A 20,867-nucleotide genomic window follows, 5' to 3' on the forward strand; every position below is an offset into this window, starting at 1 on the left:
CCCTCACGTCTCCGGCGGCCGCATGCGGAAGTCGTAGTGCGCCGGGAGCGGTTCGTCGCTCAGCCTCGCCCACAGCCGGCCGATCGTTTCCGCCCCCTCCCGCAGGTCGGCGACCTCGAAGCCGGCGCGGAAGATGTCCCGCGCCTCCTCGGGCATCCCCTCCGCGAGCAGCAGCCCGGCCTCGATCAGCCGGAACCTGCCGCGCCGCCGGACGGCGGGCTGGAGCCGGTCCCAGACGGCGCGCGCCTGCGCGGTGCGGCCCGCGGCGAGCAGTGCCTCGATCGCCTCGCGGCCCAGCGCGGCCGTGGCCGCCGTCCACGACTCGCCGTTGTCGCGCCGCTCGGCGCACAGGTCCTCGAAGGCCTCCGCGTACCGGTCGGCGGCCCGCTCGGGGTTGCCACTCGCCTGGTCGGCGACGGCGAGGCAGCGCAGCAACGGCCACACGGACGGCGCGAGTTGGAGTGCCCGCTCCCAACTGCGCACGGCCTGCGCCCGGTCGCCGGCATGCCACTGGGCTACGCCCAGGTGGTACTCGGTGAGGGGGGTGGCCGGCGCGGCCTCCAGCATGTCCCGCCAGTGCGGGGAGACGAGCGTCTCGCCGGGCGGCCGCACCCGGCGCGGCTCGGGAAGGAATCCGGCGCGCAGGAGGTGCAGCCAGGGCGCCTGGGCGTCGCCGAGCGCGCTCTCGTCGAAGGGTGTTCCGGGCAACTTGAGGTCGGCGCGCAGCACTTCGAGGGCGCCCCAGCCGGAGCCGGTGGCGAGGATCTCGACCGGTTCGGTGTCGGCGTACGGCTTCCAGGCGGCGTGGGCGGCGTCGACGTCGGCGCGCGGAAGGGCCGCTTCAAGGCGAGCGTCCACCTCGTCGGCGTTCCGCGGGGAGTTCAGCGGACCGTACGCCTCCAGCCAGGACACCTCGCTCTCCGCGTCCAGTCGTACGTGCTCCAACTGGGTGCGGGCGAGGCCTGCCTGGATCTCCAGATAGCCGTCGGTGCCGGGTTCGGTGAGCCACTGCTGCCAGCGGCGTCCGCCGGGCGCCCGGCCCCAGATGAAGAGCTTGCGCCCGCGCAGCGCATCGGTGGAGGTCTGCACCAGTCCGCGCCCGTCCTCGTCGAGCGCGGCGATCCAGCGGCGGCGTTCCTCGGGCAGGTCGTAGAAGTAGTCGGCGGCGTACGGGTGTTGCTCGATCTCCGGGTGCGTGGGCGCGGGCACTTTCCGCAGTCTGCGCTCGTAGCCGAAGTGCCAGGCTTCCTCGGCGGGCACGAGGACGCGGCGGGTCTCGGGCACGGCGATGTTGGACCACCAGTACGTCGGCACCGGCTTCTGGTGGGGGTTGCGGACGCGGACGCCGACGTACAGGAAGTCGGAGCGGTCCGGCAGCCAGAGGTCGACCTGGAAGGGGAGGTCCCGCAGGCGCTCCCACTCCCACAGCCGGAGCATCTCGCCGCCGTCGGGGGCGGCCACGCGGGCCGCGTGCAGGGGTGAGCAGGACAGGGTCGTGTGGCCGGTGGCGCCGATGTTCCATTCGATGCCGCCGGAGAACCAGGCGCCGTTGAGAGCGAAGGCGGCCGGCTGGAACACGGGGTTGCGGTACAGGAGTTCGCGGCCGGTCGGCTTGTGCAGGAGGGAGGCGACACGGCCGCCGAGCCGCGGCAGGACGGTGGCGCGCAGCCGGTCGTTCTCGATCACGAGGGCGTCGATGGCGCGGGGCTCGCGCGAGCGCCCGTACTGGTCCCGGACCCGCACCGGCAGCACGCTGCGCAGTGGCTCGTAGCCCGCCTGACGGGCCATGTCACGCGGCAGTTCGTCGCGCTCGCGGTCCTCGATGCGGTGTACCTCGTGCGGGAGCCGCAGTGGGGGCAGCGGATTGTCCGGGCCCAGCTCCGCCGCCGGCATGGTCAGTACCTCACGTCGGATCGTCGTCACGATCACCATGGAAGCCGCTGACCGGTGATCCGGCCAGGGGAGCTACCGGTCAGGATTGCGCAAAGGCCGCCCCAGGGGTCATCCCGTCATCTCGACGGTGATCGCCCACCGCTCGTGGTCGCGCCACGCCCCGTCGATGAAGAGCATGTTCGGGGAGAATCCCTCCAGGCGGAAGCCGCAGGAGCGGGCCAGGGCGATCGAGCCGGTGTTCCCCGGCTGCGCGTTGATCTCCAGCCGGTGCAGGCGCATCGGCCCGAACGCGTGGCCCACCACCAGCCGCAGTCCCTCGCGCATCAGTCCGCGGCCGACGGCGTGCGCGAAGGCGCCGTAGCCGAGCGCGCCGCTCTGGAAGCCGCCCTCGACGATGTTGTTGATGTTGATGAACCCGGCGATGGCACCGTCGTCGTCCTTGTCGCACACCAGGAACCCGGCCTTGGTCGGGTCCTCGATCAGCCGGCCGGCGTAGGCGGTGTACGCGTTCGCGGTGTCCGGCGGGTACAGCCACGGATGGTGCAGGTCCTTGCTCTGCCGGGCCCGTGCGGTGAACTCGGCGCCGTCCCCGTAGGTGAAGTGACGTATCCCCACCCGGGGCCCCTCGGCGAGATAGCGGGAAGCGGTGTGCGGCATCCGGCCAGCCTACGTCGGCCCGCCTCCGGTCAGCGCAGCGCGGGCTCGTCCAGGGTCAGCGTGCCCGCGTCGGCGTCGACGACGGCGGCCACTCCGAAGGGGACGGTCAGGGCGCCCGCGCAGTGCCCGAAGCCGAAGCCCTCGACGACCGGGACACCGAGCCCGCCGAGCCGGTCGACGAGCAACGGACGCACCTTCTCGTACGGGTCGCACCGCTCCCACGACCCGAGCAGCACCCCGCGCACCCCGTCCAGCCATCCGGCGCGCCCGAGCTGTGTGAGACAGCGGTCCAGGCGGTACGTCTCCTCGCCGACGTCCTCCAGGCACAGCAGTCCGCCGCGGGCACCGGGCCGGGCCTGCGGTGTGCCCAGTTCGGCGGCGAGCAGGGTCAGGCAGCCGCCGAGTGTGACGCCCCGCGCGCGCCCCGGAACGAGGGCGCTGCCGCCGGAGGCGATCGTGCGGACGGTCTCCGGCGCGAAGAGGGTGGCCTTGAGATGTTCCTGTGCGCCGGCGTTCTTGATGAAGTCGACGCCGGCCGCCATCGGCCCGTGCAGCGTGACCAGGCCGAGCCGTGCGGCGAACGCCTCGTGCAGCACGGTGACGTCACTGAAGCCGACGAACACCTTCGGCCCGGCCGCCCGCATCGCCTCCCAGTCGAGGAGGTCGACCGTCCGCTGCGCGCCGTATCCGCCCCGCGCGCACAGCACCGCGTCCACCGAAGGGTCGCACCAGGCGGTCTGCAGATCGGCCGCGCGGTCGGCGTCCGTACCCGCCAGGTAGGTCAACTCCCCGTGCCGGTCCAGCACATGGGGCCCGACGACCGGGTCGAGGTCCCAGCCCCGAAGCACGTCGAGCCCGGCCTGCAGCCGCTCCTCGGGCACCGGTCCGCTGGGCGCGACGACGGCGACCCGTGCGCCGGGGGCGAGCCGGGGCGGCCGGACGAGTTCTCGTACCGCTTCTCTCACTTGGACAGCTCCAGGGTCGGGACGCCGCGCGGATTAAGCCCGAACACCTGCGCGTACAGGGACAGTTCGGCCTCCATGGAACGGATCATGGTGTCGGCACGCCGGAATCCGTGCCCCTCCCCCTCGAAGGCGAGGTAGGCGTGGGGCACCCGCTGCCCCCGGATCCGCTCCAGGAACCGCTCGCACTGCGCGGGCGGGCAGATCACGTCGTCCAGCCCCTGGAGCAGCAGGAACGGCGCGGTGACGCGGTCGGCGTGCTCGGTGGGCGAGCGTTCCGCGTACCGTCCGGGCACCTCGGCGAGCGGTCCGACCAGCGACTCCAGGTACCGCGACTCGAAGTCGTGGGTCTCCCCCTCGGCCCAGGCGGCGAGGTCGAGGACGGGGTAGATGATCGTGCCGCAGGCGTAGACGTCGGTCTGGGTGAGCGAGGCGGCCGTGGTCCAGCCGCCCGCGCTGCCGCCGCGGACGGCGAGCCGGTCCCGGTCGGCGGTGCCCTCGTCGGCGAGGGCGAGGGCGACGGCCGCGCAGTCCTCGACGTCGACGACGCCCCACTGCTCGCGCAGCCGCTCCCGGTACTCGCGGCCGTACCCGGTCGAACCGCCGTAGTCGACCTCGGCGACCCCGATGCCGCGGGAGGTGAAGTAGGCGATGCTCAGGTCGAGCACGAGCGGCGCCCTGCTGGTGGGACCGCCGTGCGCCCAGACGACAAAGGGCGGAAGTTCGTCGCCGGGAGGGACGCAACCGGGATTGTGGGGCGGGTAGATGCGGGCGTGGATGTCGCGTCCCGCGGGCCCCGTGAAGGTGCGGATCTGCGGCTCGGGGTAGTGGGCGGGGTCCACGGCGTCCTCGTGCTCGGCGCCGACCACCCGGGCCCGTCCGGTCCGGGTGTCCAGTTCGACCACCTCGTAGGCGCTGCGCGGGCTCGCCCCGACGGAGACGACCCGCTCGCCGTGCACCGCCAGGGTGGGCGCGAACTCGGTCCAGGGGCCGGCCGCGTCGACGATCTCGCCGGTCTCCGGGTCGAGTATGCCGAGGGCGGTGGCGCCGCGCCCGTGCACCACGGCGACGAGCCCGCTCATCAGCGGGGCGAACCAGCGGTGGCCGAGTTTCCACAGCGGCCCGGCGAACTCCTCCTCGCGGGGGCACAGGGGTACGCCGTCGCGGTAGAGGTTCCACCAGCCGGTGCGGTCGCTCGCGTACAGCAGGGACCCGTCGGCCGCCCAGTCGGCCTGCGCGATCGACTCCCGCGGCCCGCCGGCGACGGTCCGCGGCCGGCTCAGCGTGCCGTCGTCCAGGACTGCGGCGACGACCAGTTCGGTGCCGTCCCAGGGCATCTGGGGATGGTCCCAGACGAGCCAGGCGGCGCTGCCTCCGTCGGGCGAGATCCGGGGGCCGGTGACGAACCGGTGTGCGTCGTCGGTGAGTTCGCGTATGGCGTCGCGGTCCTGGGCGGCGGAGCCGTCCAGCGGTACGGCGGCCAGGACGCGGCGCACGTCGGTGGGTCCGTCGCCGGTGAACTCCTCCAGGACGCACCACACTTCGCCCCGGTCGGGCAGCAACAGCGGCTCGGCCCAGCGCAGTCCGCCGCCGACGGGCGACAGCGGGGTCAACGGGCGCGGCTCGGCACCGGGTTCGTACCGGTAGAGCCGCTGGTCGGCGAAGTTCACGAACACCACGACCGGGCGGCCGTCCAGGAACAGGCCGGCCCAGGGGTGTCCGCCGTACTCGATGACCCGGCTGCGCACGTTCCACGGCTCGGGCAGCACCGACTCCTCGTGGCCGTCGGCCCGTCTGCGCACCAGGGTGCGCCGGCCGCCCTCCTCGGGCCGGGGCTCGGTCCACCAGGCCTCGTCACCGACGAAGCCGACGTACTCGGGGTGCCCGTCGTGCGCGGCGGTGAGCGCCGCGTCGATGGGCGAGGGCCAGGAACCGTAGGGCAGCGTCTGCACGTCTCCTCCGACTCGCCTAGGCCGTGCGCAGGAACCGGTCGAGTACCCGGACGCCGAAGTGCAGTGCCTCCACCGGCACCCGCTCGTCGACGCCGTGGAACATGGCCTGGTAGTCGTACCCCTCCGGCAGCTTCAGCGGGGTGAAGCCGTAGCCGGTGATGCCGAGGCGGGAGAACTGCTTGGCGTCCGTGCCGCCCGACATGCAGTACGGCACCACATGGCCCTCGGGTGCGAACTCCTCGACGGCCGCCCGCATCCGGGCGTAGGTCGTTGAGTCCACGGGCGCCTGCAGGGCGACCTCACGGTGGTGGTACTCCCAGTCGACGTCCGGTCCGGTCAGCCGGTCGAGGGTGGCGCGGAACTCGTCCTCGCCGCCCGGCAGATACCGTCCGTCGACGTAGGCGACGGCTTCGCCCGGGATCACGTTGACCTTGTAACCGGCTTCCAGCATGGTCGGGTTGGCGCTGTTGCGGACGGTCGCCTCGACGAGCTTGGCAGCCGGCCCGAGCTTGTCCAGGAGGGCGTCGACGTCGTCGAGGCCGCCGTCGAGGCCGTAGAGCGCGGCGAGTTCGCCGAGGGCGGCCCGTACGGTCGGGGTCGGCCGCAGCGGCCACTCGTGCCCACCGATGCGGGTGACGGCGGCGGCGAGACGGGTGACGGCGTTCTCCGCGTTCACCTTGGAGCCGTGCCCGGCGCGCCCGCGCGCGGTGAGCTTCAGCCAGCCGGTGCCGCGCTCGCCGGCGGCGATCGGATAGAGCTGCCGGCCGCTGCCGTCGTGGAAGGTGAAGGCGCCCGACTCGCTGACGCCCTCGGTGCACCCCTCGAAGAGGCCGGGATGCTCGTCCGCGAGGAAGCCGGAGCCGTCGCGGGCGCTGTCCTCCTCGTCGGCGGTGAAGGCGACGACGACGTCCCGCCGCGGCCGGACGCCCTCGCGCGCCCACTGCCGCACCACGGCGAGGATCATCGCGTCCATGTTCTTCATGTCGACCGCGCCGCGCCCCCACACGACCCCGTCGCGGATCTCGCCGGAGAAGGGGTGCACGCTCCAGTCCTCGGCCCGGGCCGGGACGACGTCCAGGTGACCGTGGAGCAGCAGCGCGTCGGCGGACGGGTCGCTGCCCTCGACGCGGGCGACGACGTTCGTACGCCCCTCGGTCCGCTCCAGCAGGACGGGTTCGAGGCCCGCCCCGGCCAGCTGCTCGGCCGCGTACTCGGCGGCGGGCCGCTCCCGGCAGTCGCCACCGCCCCGGTTGGTGGTGTCGATCCGGATCAGGTCGGAGGTGAACCGGACCACTTCGTCCAGTGCCCGCTGGTCAGCCATACTGCTCCTCCACCGCGGCCGAGACGATCGTGGTGACCGCCTTGAAGGTACGGATGCCCTCGTACATGGTCCCGCTGGTGTACGCCACCTTGCGCTCCCCGATCCGGTCCACGCCGGGCACGACGGTGGCGGCCATGGCGAGGTGCTCGGCGTCGAACTCCAGGGCGATGGTGAACGGCCCCGCACGCAGCGGTTCGTGACGGACCGCCAGCCGCGCCGCCTCCTTGGCCGCGGCCCGGATGTCGGCGGCGGTCCTGGCCGGTGTGCGGCACACGGCCGCGTACCGCGAGACATGGTCCTTGACGGCGACCTTCAGCGCCTCCGGCGCGTAGCCGAGGGCGTCCTCGCAGGCCACGTCGTCACCGGTGACGAGGACGACGGGCACGCCGTACTCGGCGACGACGTGGGCGTTGAGCAGGCCCTCGCTGGCCCTGACGTCGTTGAGCCAGACCCCGGTGATGGAGTTGGCGAGATAGGTGTGGGCGAGGACGCCCTCCATGCCGGCGCCGGCGTGGTAGCCGACGAACGCGATCCCGTCCACGTCGCCGTGCTGCACGCCCTCCACCATGGACAGCGACTTGTGCCGTCCGGTGAGCATCTGCGTCCGCTCGTCGAGGCGTTCCAGAAGCAGGTTGCGCATGGTCCAGTGGGCCTCGTTGACGACGACCTCGTCCGCCCCGCCCTCGAAGAACCCCAGCACGGCCGCGTTCACGTCCGAGGTGAACAGCGAACGGCACCGCTCCCACTGCGGTGTCCCCGGCAGCACGTCGGCCGGCCAGGTGACGCCCGTGGCACCTTCCATGTCGGCGCTGATCAGGATCTTCATGATGCGCCACGTTACGCGCCGGGACGGGTCCGGTTCCAGGACCCGCTGCCTCGGAGGAGCCCGGGTTGCGCCGGCGGGCGCGACGGCGTCGGATGGGAGTCCGTCGATGCCGAAGGCGAGGGCCCATGACGAAGCACGATCCCGCGGCGGACGACCGGCGTCCCGGAGGCCTTCCCGTGCGCTGCCAGGGGCCGTACGGCCGCCCGGAGGACGGAGGGGACTGCCCCGACCCCGCCCGCTTGGAGGTCGTCCGCTTCCGGCGGCCGGCGCCGGCCGTGTGCCCGGTGCGTCTGGGGCCGTCCCTGCTGACGGCGGGCGATGTGCTGTGGCCTCCGCAGATCACACTGGTTCGCTGACGCGGCGCCCTCAGCTCGCGCGGCCCGCCACCAGCCACTTCGAGGGCAGCTCGATCCGGGTGCCGTCGGCGGTGAACTCGGTCGTGACGAGCGGCAGTTCGCCGGCTGCCAGCACCGTGAGGCCGGCTGCCGCCAGATACCCGGGCACGTCGTCGTCGGCGACCTCACCGGGCGCGAGGCCGTGCCGGAAGACCGGTGCGAGCTTGGGCGGCGGGCCGGAGGGGCTCTGCGCCAGGCCCAGCAGGACGGGCTTGGCGGTCTCGGACAGCTCGACGAGGAAGGCGCGCCCCCGCTCGCCCACGAGCGTGGCGATACCGTCCACCATGGCCTGCCGGGCGTCGGGTTCGACCTGGTGCAGGACGCCGCGCATGTAGACGTTCGCGTCGCCGAGTTCCGCGTGCAGCGTCTCGGTCTCGTTCTTCTCCACCGCGTCGAGCACCCGGTAGGTGGCCTGGCCCGCGGGGTCGGCGTGCCGGGCGTGCTCCACGGCGGCGGCGGACAGGTCGGCGCCCACCACGTGCCGGAAGCGGTCGGCGAGGAAACGGGTCTGGGTGCCGTTGCCGCAGCCGAGGTCCACCATGGCCAGGCCCGAGTCGACCAGATGGGGCGTGAAGAGGCCGAGATGGACACCGGCGGTCAGGGCCGGCTCCGCGTCCCAGAAGACGGCCCCCTCCTCCTCGGGGGCCTCACGCCAGAAGCCCTCCCAGGCCTCCCGGTACCTGCTCGTCACGCTCATGTCCGACTCCCCAGGGTGCGCCGCGAACCCGTCCCGAGTGACGGGCCAGTACGGTCTACCGCGCCCTTGGCATGGCTACAAGCGCGTGGCGCATTCCTTCACGCCGCATTCGACAGGCGTACGCTCCTGGTGCTGCGCACGCCCTCCTGTGGTGCGCGGGTGACCGGTGTGCTGTCAGCGCCGCGGCAGCGTCAGCTCGAACCAGACGGTCTTGCCGGTCGTCGTACGGCTCGTGCCCCATTCGCGCGCGAGGGTGCTCACCACGCGCAGTCCGCGCCCGAAGTCGTCGCCCGGTTCCGCGCTGAGCAGGGTCGGCAGCTCGTGGTCGTCGTCGTCCACTTCGCACAGCAGGGTGTCGCCACGGACGAGACGCAGCAGGACCGGGCGGCTGCGGGAGTGCCGTACGGCATTGGTGACGAGCTCGCTCACCAACAGCTCGGTCTGGCCGGCGAGTTTCGCCAGCCCCCAGTCGTGGAGCTGTTCGCGGACCACGGCACGCGCGCGTGAGACCTCGACCGGGTCGAGGGAGAGCCGCCATTCGGCGACGTCGTCGGCGTCGATGCCGTTGAGCCGGGCCATCAGCAGGGCGACGTCGTCCTTGCGGCCGCCGCGGCCCGCTGCGGAGAAGGTCGCGGCGAGGGCGCGGATGATGGCGTCGCAGGCGTCGTCCATCGACGCTGCCGGGTGGGCGGCGGACTCGCTGAGGGCCGCGAGGCCCACGCCGATGTCCTCGCCGCGCACCTCGACCAGCCCGTCGGTGCACATCACGATCCGGTCGCCGGGCTCCACGCGCACGTGTACCGCCTCGAACGGCACCCCGCCGACACCGATGGGCGCGCCGGTCGGCAGATCGAGCAGCTCGCTGCGGCCATCCTCGGCACGCACGAGCACCGGCGGGATGTGGCCGGCGTTGGCGAGGTGCAACTCGCTCGCGATCGGGTCGTAGACGGCGTACAGACAGGTCGCGAGGTAGTTGTCGCCGAGGCGCTGGGCGAGGTCGTCGAGGTTGCGCAGGAGCTGGGCGGGCGGCAGGTCGAGAGCGGCCATGGTCTGTACGGCCGTGCGCAACTGGCCCATCATGGCGGCCGAGTTCAGGCCGTGGCCCATGACGTCGCCGACGACCAGGGCGGTGCGGGCGCCGGGCAGCTTGACCGAGTCGAACCAGTCGCCGCCGACGCGGCCCAACAGGGTGCCGGGCAGGTAGCGGGTGGCGATGTCGCAGCCCGGCATGCGCGGCGGGATGTGCGGCAGCATGCTGTCCTGGAGGGTCTCGGCGACGCTCTCCTGGTAGGTGTACATGCGCGCGTTGTCGAGCACGAGGCCCGCGCGGGCGGCGAGTTCGGCGCCGGTGACCCGGTCCATGTCGTTGAAGACGGGCCGCTCCGGGTGGCGCAGCAGGATCATGAAGCCGAGAACGACGTTGCGTGCCTTCAGGGGCACGACCAGCATCGACCGGTGGTTGATCAACGGCCGGATGTCCCGCTTCTCGAACTGCGAGGCGATGGCGTGGCCCATCTCCTCGCTGATGCGCGGCACCAGCACGGGCTCGCCGGTGGTCATGCACTGGAAGAACGGTGTGTGCGCCGGGAACGGCATGGCCTCGCCGACCGGCACGACGTCGTCCCACCGGCCCGGTTCGTCGGTGTGCTCGACGGCGACCCGGTGCCACATGGTGGTGGTGTCGGGGACGCCTTCGGGGAACCCCTCGCCGGCGACGACCTGTTCGCGCAGATAGGTGCCGGCGACGTCGGTGAAGCGCGGGACGACGGCACGGCTGACCTCGAGGATCGTCGTGGCCAGGTCGAGGGAGGTGCCGATGCGGCCGCTGACCTCGTTGAGGAACTCCAGGCGTTCGCGTACGGCCGTGTACTCCAGATCCTCGCCGTCGTCGGCGAGTTCCCGCGGTACCGGTAATCCGTCGGCGACGGCGCGCGCGGCGCGCTCGCGGCGGGCCCGACGCCGCTCACGCCGGGGCACACCCCAGTCGGGGGTGACGGGCACCCGGTCGTTCTGGCTGAACTCCAGTACGGGATAGCCCAGTTCGAGGACCTGCGCGACGATCCGGGCGCTCTCGTCGACGCTCATGCTGGGCAGGATCTCGGGCAGTCGGCCGGCCAGTTCCTCGGCTCCGGGGAAGTCGGTGTGCAGGGCGAAGCCGGGCGCGATCCGTTCGAACGCCAGGTCGTCGTCGGGCTCGTCCTGGTGGAGCCTCGCGGTGTCGGCGGCGAGCACGAGCAGCCGCTCCTGGCCCGGGCCCACCAGCGGGTACGCCCACCACAGCACGTCGACGCGGTCGCCGGAGCGGCCCGGTTCGTCCCGTCCGCGGACGGTCAGGCGGGCGCGGCCCGCGGCCGGGTAGGAGAACCTGCCGTCCAGCGACGACTCGAGGCCGGGACCGAGTCCGTCGTAGGCCGCGAACGCCCCGTACTCCGGGATGTCCTCCTCCTCGGGCAGCACGCCGGAGACGGGCAGCAGGTCGACGGCCGCGCGGCCGAGCGCCTCCTCCTTGGGGACGCCGAACAGGCGGCGTGCGCCGGTGCTCCAGTGGGAGACGAGGCCGCCACGGTCCACGACGACCACGGCCAGCGGGACGCGACCGGTCGCGGCATGGCCGTTCGCCAGGCCGTTCCCGGATCCGAGGCTGGGAGGTGCGTCCCTCTCGGTGCCACGGTCAGCGCCACTTTCCATGGCCCAGGCCCTCTCTCCCCACGGCTCGGCAAGATCTGTGCCGCCTGCTCCACCGTACGGCTCCGTCCGGTGGCGGTGTGCGGCAATGCGCGAATTGATGCACGGCACGATCGCACGCGCGCGGGGGCGCACGCCCCGGTCCGGTCAGTCCTCGTGGCCCAGTTGCAGGTCGCGCTCCGTTCGGCCGCCGCCGGCCACTTGGAGCACGGTCGCGACCGGTGGGTAACCCGCGGCGATGACGGTGTACTCGCCGGTCGCCAGGTCGACGAAGCGGAATGTTCCGTCCGGTCCGGTGGTGAGTGAGTCGACGACGTTGCCCGCCGCGTCGAGCAGCGTCACGCGCGCGTCCTCGACCAGGCATCCGCCGCTCGCGCGCACGGCGCCGCGCAGCACCGCGCCGCCGGCGAGTTCGACGTCCTGGCGGGTCTCGCGGGAGGCCTGGACGGTGACCGGGAGCGCGACCGGGCGGTAGGTGTACGCACTGGCGGCCAGGGTGTACTCGCCGGCGACGAGTTCGGTGACGAGGTAACCGCCCTCGCGTCCGCTGCGGGTGGTGGCGACGACCTCGCCGCGCACGTCGGTGAGGGTGATCGTGGCGTCCGGTACGGGTGTGCCGTCGGCGGTGCGCACCTGGCCGGCGAGGCGTCCGGCGCCGCCCAGGGCGATGTCCAGCTCGACGGGGTGCTCGCCGACGGTGACGGTGACGGCCTGGGGCTGGTGGCCGCCCGCGGCGGCGATGAGCACGTACGAGCCCGTGCCGGGCGTGGGCAGCGCGTACCGCCCGTCCGCACCGCTCGCGCCCCGGCCGATCTGCCGCCCGGTCACGTCGATCAGGGTGAGCGCCGCGCGGGCCAGGACGGTCCCGTCGGAGTGCTGCACCGTGCCGCGGACGGGGATTCCGGCGGTGTGCGGCGACCGGGCTCCCGGCACCCGGGCGTCCGCGGTCACCGGGTCCGTTTCGGCTGCGTCGTGGGACACCAGTGGTTTCTCCTCGAGGAAGAAGGCGAAGAGCACACCGAGGGCGAGTACCGGCACGAGACAGAGGAAGACGCGGGGCATGGCGTCGGCGTACGCCCGGACGTAGTCCTCCCGCAGAGGTGCGGGCAGCGCGTGCACGAGCTGCGGGGTGAGGGACTGCGGGTCGGGGAGGCGGGCACCCGCGCGCGTGGGGAGGCGTTCGTGGAGCGCGTCGGTGAGCCGGCCCGCGAAGAGGGTGCCGAAGACCGCGGCGCCGACACTGCCGCCGATCTGCCGGAAGTAGTTGTTCGCGCTCGTCGCCGTGCCGAGGTCGGCGGGGCGCACCGAGTTCTGCACGGCGAGGATCAGGACGGGCATCACCATGCCGATGCCGGCGCCCAGGACGGCCATCCAGAGGCTGTACTGCAGCCGGGGCGTGTCCACCTGGAGGCGGGACAGCAGCCACATGCCCACGCAGGACACGGCACTGCCGAGCACGGGGTAGACCTTGTAGCGCCCGGTGTGGCTGATGAGCCGGCCGCACACGATGGAGGCACCCACGATGCCGCCCATCATCGGCAGCATGAGCACGCCCGACTCGGTGGCACTCGCCCCGTCGGCCATCTGCAGGTACGTCGGCAGATAGCCGGCCGCGCCGAACAGCGCGACCCCGGTCACCAGGCCGACCAGGCCGGTGACGACGAAGACGGGGTCCTTGAACAGCCTCGGCGGGATGAGGGGTTCGGCGGCGAAGTGCTCGGCGACGAGGAAGAGAACGGCGGCGACGGCGGCCCCGGCGCCGAGGCCGAGGATCGTCCGCGAGTGCCACGCGTACTCGGTGCCGCCCCAACTGGTCAGCAGCACCAGGCAGGTGGAGGCGGCGGCCAGCAGCAGGGCACCCGGGACGTCGATGCGCCCCCGGCTTCGCGGCTTCGGCAGTTTCAGTACGGCGGTGACGACGGCCAGGGTGACGAGGCCGAAGGGTACGTTGAAGTAGAAGCACCACCTCCAGGAGAGGTGGTCGGTGAAGTAGCCGCCCAGCAGGGGGCCGGCGACCGAGGCGAGCCCGAAGGCGGCGCCGATGAGGCCCATGAAGCGGCCGCGCCGCCTCGGGGGCACGATGTCCGCGATGATCGCCTGCACGCCGGTCATGAGGCCGCCCGCGCCGAGGCCCTGGACGGCACGGAAGGCGATCAGCTGGTCCATGGACCGGGCGCGGCCGGCGAGTCCGGCGCCGATCACGAAGACGACGATGGCGAACTGGAAGACGCCCTTGCGGCCGAGGAGATCGCCGAGTTTGCCGTAGACCGGCAGTCCGATCGTGGCCGTGAGCAGATAGGCGGTGATCGCCCAGGACATCCTGTCGAGGCCGTGCAGCTCACCGACGATCTTCGGCAGCGCGGTGGCGACGATCATCTGCTCCAGGGCGGCGAGCAGCAGCGCCGGCATCAGCCCGAGGAAGACCAACCGCACCCGGCGCGGGCTCAGTTCGGCCGTCGCCGCCGCAGCCGCGGCGGCGGTCCGCGCGGGCGCCGCCTCCTCATGCACCAGAGTGGTCCCGCCCACGTGCCGCTCCCCTCGTCGCGCCTGCCGCACAATTCCCGCGTAAGCGACAACTGCGAGCAAGCACGGCGAGTTACGGAGTCCCGGGGGGCCGAGCGGAGATCCACTCGAACCGGTGAGAGGGACCGACCGGGGGCAACGCCCCCCGGTCATCGCCGACTTACTTCTCCACCTCGGCGGCGAGCTTCGCGAGCACCGCGTCGTAGATGCGGCCGAGGCCCTTGGGCGCGAAGGTCTTCTCGAAGAAGCCGCCGATGCCGCCGGCGCCGTTCCACACGGCGGTGACGACCACGCGCGACCTGCCCTCGCCGGCCGGGGTGACCGTCCAGGTGGTGACCATGGAGGAGTTGCGGTCCTTCTCCACGAGCTGCCCGTCGGTGGGCTCGGTGACCTCCAGGAGGCAGTCGCGGACGCGCTTGCTGGTGGCCTGGAGCTTCCAGTGGACGAGGGTGCCCTCGCCGTCGCCGCCCTCGCGCACCTCGTACTCGCTGAAGTGCTCGGGCAGCAGCTTCGCGCGCGTGCCGCTGTAGTCGGCGAGGGCGTCGAACACCTTCTCCGCGTCCGCCGCGACGACCCGCTCAGTAGTGGCCTCGACCTGCGCCATCGATTTCCTCCAGGGCTTGCTTTCTCGGGCTTGGGGCAAGCCAACCACCCCCGCCCACGACCACCCAAATCGGGGTGCCCCAGGCCGCCACGGAGGCATCTCGAGGGCGTCGGAAGCGATCAGAAACAGGCCTTGCACGATAATTCGAACACGTGTTTCACTCTCGGGGTAGCGGCACCGAGGAGGCGTCATGCGCTGGGAGAACCTCACAGTGGAGTCCGGCGGCCACAGCCGGGCGGCCGAAGCCGCGCTGTTCGGCGCGGACGCGGTCGTGAGCAGGACCTTCGACACGCCGGAGTTCCGCGGGATCACCTTCCACGAGGTGCGGGCCCGCTCGATCGTCAACCGGGTGCCGGGCGCCTCGCGGATGCCCTTCGAGTGGACGGTCAACCCCTACCGGGGGTGCTCGCACGCGTGCGTGTACTGCTTCGCCCGCAAGACGCACACCTACCTGGACCTCGACTCGGGGCTCGACTTCGACTCCCAGATCGTGGTCAAGGTGAACGCCCCGGAGCTGCTGCGCCGCCAGCTGGGCTCGCGCCGCTGGCAGGGCGAGCACATCGCGATGGGCACCAACGTCGACTGCTACCAGCGCGCCGAGGGCCGCTACCGCCTGATGCCGGGCATCCTGTCCGCGCTGCGCGACCACGCGAACCCCTACTCGATCCTGACCAAGGGCACGCTGATCCTGCGCGACCTGGACCTGATCGTGCAGGCGGCCCAGGTGACGGACGTCGGCATCTCGGTCTCGGTCGGCTTCACCGACCCCGAGCTGTGGCGCACGGTGGAGCCCGGCACGCCCGCGCCGGAGCGCCGCCTGGAGGTGGTGCGCGCGTTCACGGAGCACGGCATCGGGTGCGGTGTGCTGATGGCGCCGGTGCTGCCGTTCCTGAGCGACCACCCGGGCCAACTGCGCGCCACCGTGCGTGCCATCGCGGCCTCGGGCGCCACCTCCGTCACTCCCCTGGTGCTGCATCTGCGCCCGGGCGCCCGCGAGTGGTTCATGGCCTGGCTGGCCCAGTGGCACCCGCATCTGGTGGCGCGCTACGAGCGCCTGTACGCGGAGGGCGCCTACGCCCCCAAGTGGTACCAGCGCCGGATCACCCGTCAGGTCCACGAGCTGGCCCAGGAGTACGGGATCGGCCCCGCGCGCGCGGGAATGCCCCGGCGCGTCCGGCCGCCGGAGCCGGTCGAGGAGGCCGTGTCCGAGCCGACCCAACTTTCGCTGATCTGAGAGCAATCGAGCGCATCCCTCGGCCCGATCGGGTCAAGTATCGCCAGAACGAGTTCTTCCGGGGCCGTGATCCGGGACGATTCGGCGAGGACCGTGACATTCACGGTCCGACCCCCTCCGTCCTGGGAGGACTCCATGAGAAAACGCGCAGCCGTGCTGTGCGCCGCCGTCGTCGTGGCCGGGACCGTCGCGGCCGTCCCCGCCGACGCCAGCGCCCCGGGCACCGCGGACACCGCCCACGCCGCGACCCTCACCTGGAAGAGCTGCGGCACCACCGACTATCCGACGCTCCAGTGCGCGTCCCTCAAGGTCCCGCTCGATCACCGGCATCCGTACGGCAAGCAGATCACCCTCGCCCTGTCGCGGGTGAAGCACACCACGAGGAAGAGCCTGGGCCCGCTGCTGGTCAACCCCGGCGGGCCGGGCGGCAGCGGCCTCACTCTGGCCGGATTCGTGGCGTCCTCGCTGCCCAAGTCGGTCGCGTCCCGCTACGACGTCATCGGCTTCGACCCGCGCGGGGTGGGCAAGAGCAAGCCCGCCCTCGACTGCGAGCCGGGCCACTTCGACCCGGTGCGCCCCGACTCCGTGCCGAGCACGCCGGCGCTCGAGCGCGCCAACCTGCGGCGCGCCAAGGCCTTCGCCGCCGCCTGCGGCCGCAAGTACGCGAGCGTGCTGCCGTACATCGACACCCTCCAGACCGTGCGGGACATGGACGCGATCCGCGCGGCGACCGGGTACCGGCGGACCAGCTACTTCGGCTACTCCTACGGCACCTACCTGGGCGCGGTCTACGCCAAGCTCTTCCCCCAGCGCGTCAAGCGCCTGGTCCTGGACTCGATCGTCGACCCGACGGGTGTCTGGTACGACGACAACCTCGGACAGGACTACGCCTTCAACGACCGCCACCGGGCCCTGATGTCCTGGATCGCCAAGTACGACTCGACTTACAGGCTGGGCACCGATCCGGAGAGGATCGAGGCCAAGTGGTACGCGATGCGTGGGGCGCTCGCGAAGAAGCCGGCCGGCGGCAAGGTGGGCGCCTCCGAGCTGGAGGACACCTTCATCCCCGGCGGCTACTACAACGGCTACTGGCCCTACCTCGCCGAGGCGTTCGCGGCCTATGTGCACGACAAGAACGCCGATCCGCTGGTGGAGGCGTACGAGAACTTCGGCGCGATCGACGCCTCCGGGGACAACGGCTACAGCGTCTACACCTCGGTGCAGTGCCGCGACGCGGCCTGGCCGCGCGACTGGAACCAGTGGCGCAAGGACAACTGGGAGGTGTACGACAAGGCCCCGTTCATGACATGGAACAACGCCTGGTACAACGCGCCGTGCGCGTTCTGGCCGACGGACTCGCTGCGCCCGGTGAACATCGCCAACGGCAAGCTGCCGCCGGTGCTGCTGTTCCAGGCGACGAACGACGCGGCGACGCCGTACGTGGGCGGCCTGACGGTCCACCGGATGCTCGCCGGTTCGAGCTTCGTCGTCGAGGAGGGCGGCGGGAACCACGGCGTCACGCTCAGCGGGAATACCTGCCTGGACAAGTACCTGGCGAAGTACCTGTCCGACGGCACGGTGCCGCGCGGCGGCGGCGAGATCGACGCGGTCTGTCCGAAGCTGCCCGATCCCAAGCCGCTGACCTCGAAGGCGGCCTCGCCGTCGGCCCGCGGTTCGGCACTGCACGGCCTGGTGGGCTTCCGCGGCTGACCGGCCGACGGCCCGGTCGGGGGCGGGCGTTGTCAGACCCGTGGTCCACCATGGACCCATGAGTGAGCTGACCAGGATTCCCGCCCCCGACGGGGTCTTCCCCGCCGCCCAGTACAGCCACGTCGTCATGGGCACCGGCCGCCTCGTCGCCGTCGCCGGCCAGGTCGCGGTCGACGAGGACGGCAAGCCTGTCGGCGAGGGCGACCCCGAGGCCCAGGCCCGCCAGGTCTTCGAGAACCTCCGCCGCTGTCTGGCCGCCGCCGGCGCCTCCTTCGACGACGTCGTCAAACTCACCTATTTCGTCACGGACATGGCCCATATGCCGGCGATCCGTGCGGCCCGCGCCGAGCACATAGCCGACGACCGCCTGCCGACGGCCTCGGCGGTGCAGGTCGCCGCGCTGGTCCGGCCGGAGTTCCTGCTGGAGATCGAGGCGCTCGCGGTGCTCGCCCAGTGATCGGCGGCGTGTGAACCGGCGAGGGCGCCCGGCCCCACGTCAGCGCTGCTTGGGGATCCGCGCCAGCGCCTGCACCGCCGCCTCCGCGAGGGCCGGATGCGCCAGGGCCTCGTTGAGCACCGGCCGGGCGCGGCCGTCCTGGAGCGTGCCGAGCCCCTCCACGCAGGCGAGAGCGACCCGGCGGTAAGGATCGTGCGGGCGCAGTCTGCGCTCCAGCGTCGTGATGAGCGCCGGTACGGACTCCGGGGCGCGCAGCCGCGTCAGCAGACGAACCGGGTGCAGGGCGTAGGCGACGCGGAGTTCGTTGGTGGCGAGGGCGGCCGCCGCGCGCGCCGTACGGGGGTCGCCGAGTCGGGCGAGGGCGTGGGCGGCGGAGGCGCAGCGCTGCGGGTCACGGTGGTTCAGCAGCAGGACGAGGGACTCGAAGGCGCGCCGGTCGCCGGCGAGGCCCAGCCGGAACGCGGCCAGCTCCCTGGCCCACAACGGCTGTCCCGGTTCGGTGAGGACGCCGGCCAGCTCGTCGAGGTCTTCGGTCGCCGTGAGCCGCTCGTATGCGAGGGACCCTCCGGACTCCTGCCGTAAACGCTCCGTGAGTGATCGCAACTCTTCGTCCATGGCACCGAGATTAGAGGGACCGCCGATCTCTCGGGACGTACATCACAAACACGAGGTCTGGCGCGCTCGTTACCCACCGGTTAAGCTCAGACGAGCGAGTTACCCACTCGCACCCCCTTGCGGCGGCCTGGTGACGCAGCCGTCGTGAGAGCAGTCGGTTCGGTACCTCATGTACCGCAGCACGACCCGGCCCCGGGACAGGGCCGGTCGGATTCCCGCCGTTCGCCCGGGCGTGTGCACGCCCTCGGTGACGGCACCGGGCGTGTGCGCTCGCAGCCCGGCAACACCCGCATTGATCCACGCACCCGGTGCGCCATGGCACGGCTTCGGCCGGGCCCCACTCGGCGCACCCGGGGGCGCTCCCAGTCGTCACCCTCATTCCTGGAGTCCGCGATGGCCACTCCCCTGTCCCAGCCCCCTCAGTCCCCGCTCTCGACCGTTGCCGTCGTCGGTCTCGGCACCATGGGCACCGGCATCGCCGAGGTCCTCGCCAAGGCCGGCCGCGAGGTCGTCGGCATCGACATCAGCGAGGCGGCCGCCGCCAAGGCGGTCGCCGCCCTGGAGGCCTCCACCGCCCGCGCCGTGGAGAAGGGCCGGCTGAGCGAGCAGGAGCGCGCCGACGTCCTCGGCCGCGTGCGCACCTCCACCGATCTGCGCGCCGCGGCTGACGCCGACCTGGTCATCGAGGTGGCCCCGGAGTCGTACGAGATCAAGCACCAGATCTTCCGCGAGCTCGACGGGATCGTGCGCCCGGAGACGATCCTGGCGACCGGCACCAACGCCCTGTCCGTGACCCGTCTGGCAGCCGACTCGGCCCGCCCGGAGCGCGTGCTCGGTCTGCACTTCTTCAACCCGGCGCCCGCGATGAAGCTGGTCGAGATCGTCTCCTCCGTCCTCACCGCGCCCACCGCCGTCGCGGCCGTCACCAACCTCGCCCTCGACCTCGGCAAGGAGCCCGTCGCGGTCGGCGACCGGCCCGGATTCGTCGCCGACGGGCTGCTGTTCGGCTACCTCAACCAGGCCGCCGCGATGTACGAGGCGAAGTACGCCTCCCGTGAGGACATCGACGCCGCGATGCGGCTGGGCTGCGGTCTGCCGATGGGCCCGCTCGCCCTGCTCGACCTGATCGGCATCGACACCGCGCGCACGGTCCTGGAGGCCATGTACGCCGAGTCCCACGACCGGCTGCACGCCCCCGCGCCGATCCTCAAGCAGCTCAGCGAGGCCGGTCTGACCGGCCGCAAGTCGGGCCGCGGCTTCTACAGCTACGAGGCCCCCGGCAGCGCGACGGTCGTGCCGGACGCGCTGACGCCCGCCTCCGGTGACCTGACGGTGCCCGGCCGTCCGGTCCGCTCCGTGGGCGTCGCCGGCTCCGGCACCATGGCCTCCGGCATCGCCGAGGTCTTCGCCAAGGCCGGCTACGAGGTCGTCCTGGCCGCCCGCAGCGAGGAGAAGGCGCAGGCCGCCAAGGCCCGTATCGGCAAGTCTCTTTCGCGCTCGGTCGACAAGGGGCGGATGACCGCCGAGGCCGCCGCGCAGACCCTGGAGCGGATCACGCCGGCCGGCTCGTACGAGGCCTTCGCGGACGTCGACCTGGCCGTCGAGGCGGTCGCCGAGGACCTGGAGGTCAAGCAGCAGCTGTTCCAGGCGCTGGACAAGGTCTGCAAGCCGGGCGCGGTCCTGGCCACCACGACCTCCTCGCTGCCCGTCGTCGCCTGTGCCCGGGCCACCTCGCGCCCGCAGGACGTGATCGGCATGCACTTCTTCAACCCGGCGCCGGCGATGAAGCTCGTCGAGGTCGTCCGCACGGTGCTGACGGCCGAGGACGTCCACTCGACGGTCCGCGAGGTCTGCGTCAAGATCAGGAAGCACGCCGTGGACTGCGGCGACCGGGCCGGCTTCATCGTGAACGCGCTGCTCTTCCCGTACCTCAACAACGCGATCAAGATGGTGCAGGAGCACTACGCGTCCCTCGACGACATCGACGCGGCGATGAAGCTGGGCGGCGGCTACCCGATGGGCCCCTTCGAGCTGCTGGACGTCGTCGGCCTCGACGTCTCCCTCGCCATCGAGAAGGTCCTGCACCGCGAGTTCCGCGACCCGGGCCTCGCTCCGGCCCCGCTCCTGGAGCACCTGGTGGCCGCGGGCTGCCTGGGCCGCAAGACCGGCCGTGGCTTCCGTGAGTATGCCCGGCGCTGACGGCGTCGGCGACTGGTTCAGAGGCGAGAAGGACTGGGGCGGACTGCTCGAGCCGGGCAGCCACCCCGCGTCCGCCGGACCCGGCACTCCCCCGCCCGCGGCGGGCGGGGGAACCCCGGTACATGCGCGCCAAGCTG

Annotated in this window: 16 protein-coding genes; 5 read left to right on the forward strand and 11 right to left on the reverse strand. The window is 72.3% G+C overall.

Going from position 1 to position 20,867, the window contains the following annotated elements:
- Window positions 1-3 precede the first annotated feature (3 nt).
- The 6 genes from ACQF4J_RS11210 to ACQF4J_RS11235 form a co-directional block, all read right to left on the reverse strand.
- Window positions 4-1,932: a DUF5107 domain-containing protein gene (locus ACQF4J_RS11210; protein WP_427165556.1), complete on the reverse strand. Its 1,929-nt coding sequence runs from the start codon at window positions 1,930-1,932 to the stop codon at window positions 4-6.
- A gap of 69 nt (window positions 1,933-2,001) precedes the next feature.
- Complete coding sequence (locus ACQF4J_RS11215; protein ID WP_351567587.1) at window positions 2,002-2,550, reverse strand: GNAT family N-acetyltransferase; 549 nt, start codon at window positions 2,548-2,550, stop codon at window positions 2,002-2,004.
- A gap of 29 nt (window positions 2,551-2,579) precedes the next feature.
- Window positions 2,580-3,515: a S66 peptidase family protein gene (locus tag ACQF4J_RS11220; RefSeq protein ID WP_351803158.1), complete on the reverse strand. Its 936-nt coding sequence runs from the start codon at window positions 3,513-3,515 to the stop codon at window positions 2,580-2,582.
- Window positions 3,512-5,464 carry a prolyl oligopeptidase family serine peptidase gene (locus ACQF4J_RS11225; RefSeq protein ID WP_427165557.1) on the reverse strand — a complete coding sequence of 651 codons (1,953 nt, stop codon included), beginning with the start codon at window positions 5,462-5,464 and terminating at the stop codon, window positions 3,512-3,514. The genes ACQF4J_RS11220 and ACQF4J_RS11225 overlap by 4 nt, the downstream gene beginning before the upstream one ends.
- A 16-nt stretch (window positions 5,465-5,480) precedes the next feature.
- Window positions 5,481-6,785, reverse strand: a complete 1,305-nt coding sequence (locus tag ACQF4J_RS11230) for a M20/M25/M40 family metallo-hydrolase (protein ID WP_351567580.1) — start codon at window positions 6,783-6,785, stop codon at window positions 5,481-5,483.
- Entirely contained in the window at window positions 6,778-7,611 is an 834-nt protein-coding gene (locus ACQF4J_RS11235; protein ID WP_351803162.1) for a M55 family metallopeptidase, read from the reverse strand. The genes ACQF4J_RS11230 and ACQF4J_RS11235 overlap by 8 nt, the downstream gene beginning before the upstream one ends.
- 125 nt (window positions 7,612-7,736) lie before the next feature.
- Between ACQF4J_RS11235 and ACQF4J_RS11240 the strand changes: the two genes are divergently transcribed.
- On the forward strand, window positions 7,737-7,967 hold the full coding sequence (locus tag ACQF4J_RS11240) for a hypothetical protein (protein ID WP_427165558.1): 231 nt from the start codon (window positions 7,737-7,739) through the stop codon (window positions 7,965-7,967).
- A 10-nt stretch (window positions 7,968-7,977) separates the two neighbouring features.
- On the opposite strand, the gene ACQF4J_RS11245 is transcribed toward ACQF4J_RS11240, so the two are convergent.
- The 4 genes from ACQF4J_RS11245 to ACQF4J_RS11260 all read right to left on the reverse strand — a co-directional run bounded on the left by ACQF4J_RS11245 (window position 7,978) and on the right by ACQF4J_RS11260 (window position 14,515).
- Window positions 7,978-8,703 carry a class I SAM-dependent methyltransferase gene (locus tag ACQF4J_RS11245; protein ID WP_351803166.1) on the reverse strand — a complete coding sequence of 242 codons (726 nt, stop codon included), beginning with the start codon at window positions 8,701-8,703 and terminating at the stop codon, window positions 7,978-7,980.
- A 174-nt stretch (window positions 8,704-8,877) separates the two neighbouring features.
- Window positions 8,878-11,391, reverse strand: coding sequence for an ATP-binding SpoIIE family protein phosphatase (locus ACQF4J_RS11250; protein ID WP_351567568.1), 2,514 nt, complete (start codon window positions 11,389-11,391; stop codon window positions 8,878-8,880).
- 144 nt (window positions 11,392-11,535) lie between these two features.
- Window positions 11,536-13,914, reverse strand: a complete 2,379-nt coding sequence (locus ACQF4J_RS11255; protein WP_427165559.1) for an MFS transporter — start codon at window positions 13,912-13,914, stop codon at window positions 11,536-11,538.
- Between the two features lie 157 nt (window positions 13,915-14,071).
- Window positions 14,072-14,515 (reverse strand): SRPBCC family protein, encoded by a 444-nt coding sequence (locus ACQF4J_RS11260; RefSeq protein WP_427165560.1) that lies wholly within the window; start codon window positions 14,513-14,515, stop codon window positions 14,072-14,074.
- Window positions 14,516-14,705: 190 nt separating this feature from the next.
- Between ACQF4J_RS11260 and ACQF4J_RS11265 the strand changes: the two genes are divergently transcribed.
- The 3 genes from ACQF4J_RS11265 to ACQF4J_RS11275 all read left to right on the forward strand — a co-directional run bounded on the left by ACQF4J_RS11265 (window position 14,706) and on the right by ACQF4J_RS11275 (window position 17,916).
- Window positions 14,706-15,749: an Rv2578c family radical SAM protein gene (locus ACQF4J_RS11265; RefSeq protein WP_427165561.1), complete on the forward strand. Its 1,044-nt coding sequence runs from the start codon at window positions 14,706-14,708 to the stop codon at window positions 15,747-15,749.
- Window positions 15,750-15,884: 135 nt separating this feature from the next.
- Window positions 15,885-17,459: an alpha/beta hydrolase gene (locus ACQF4J_RS11270; protein ID WP_351567556.1), complete on the forward strand. Its 1,575-nt coding sequence runs from the start codon at window positions 15,885-15,887 to the stop codon at window positions 17,457-17,459.
- Between the two features lie 58 nt (window positions 17,460-17,517).
- Complete coding sequence (locus ACQF4J_RS11275) at window positions 17,518-17,916, forward strand: RidA family protein (RefSeq protein WP_351567553.1); 399 nt, start codon at window positions 17,518-17,520, stop codon at window positions 17,914-17,916.
- A gap of 39 nt (window positions 17,917-17,955) precedes the next feature.
- On the opposite strand, the gene ACQF4J_RS11280 is transcribed toward ACQF4J_RS11275, so the two are convergent.
- Window positions 17,956-18,531: an adenylosuccinate lyase gene (locus ACQF4J_RS11280; RefSeq protein ID WP_351567550.1), complete on the reverse strand. Its 576-nt coding sequence runs from the start codon at window positions 18,529-18,531 to the stop codon at window positions 17,956-17,958.
- A gap of 393 nt (window positions 18,532-18,924) precedes the next feature.
- Here ACQF4J_RS11280 and ACQF4J_RS11285 point away from each other — a divergent pair, with 393 nt between their 5' ends.
- Window positions 18,925-20,730 carry a 3-hydroxyacyl-CoA dehydrogenase family protein gene (locus tag ACQF4J_RS11285; RefSeq protein ID WP_427165562.1) on the forward strand — a complete coding sequence of 602 codons (1,806 nt, stop codon included), beginning with the start codon at window positions 18,925-18,927 and terminating at the stop codon, window positions 20,728-20,730.
- Window positions 20,731-20,867 lie beyond the last annotated feature (137 nt).

It is taken from the genome of Streptomyces sp. C1-1 (genome assembly GCF_050214755.1).
Taxonomy (GTDB): Bacteria; Actinomycetota; Actinomycetes; order Streptomycetales; family Streptomycetaceae; genus Streptomyces.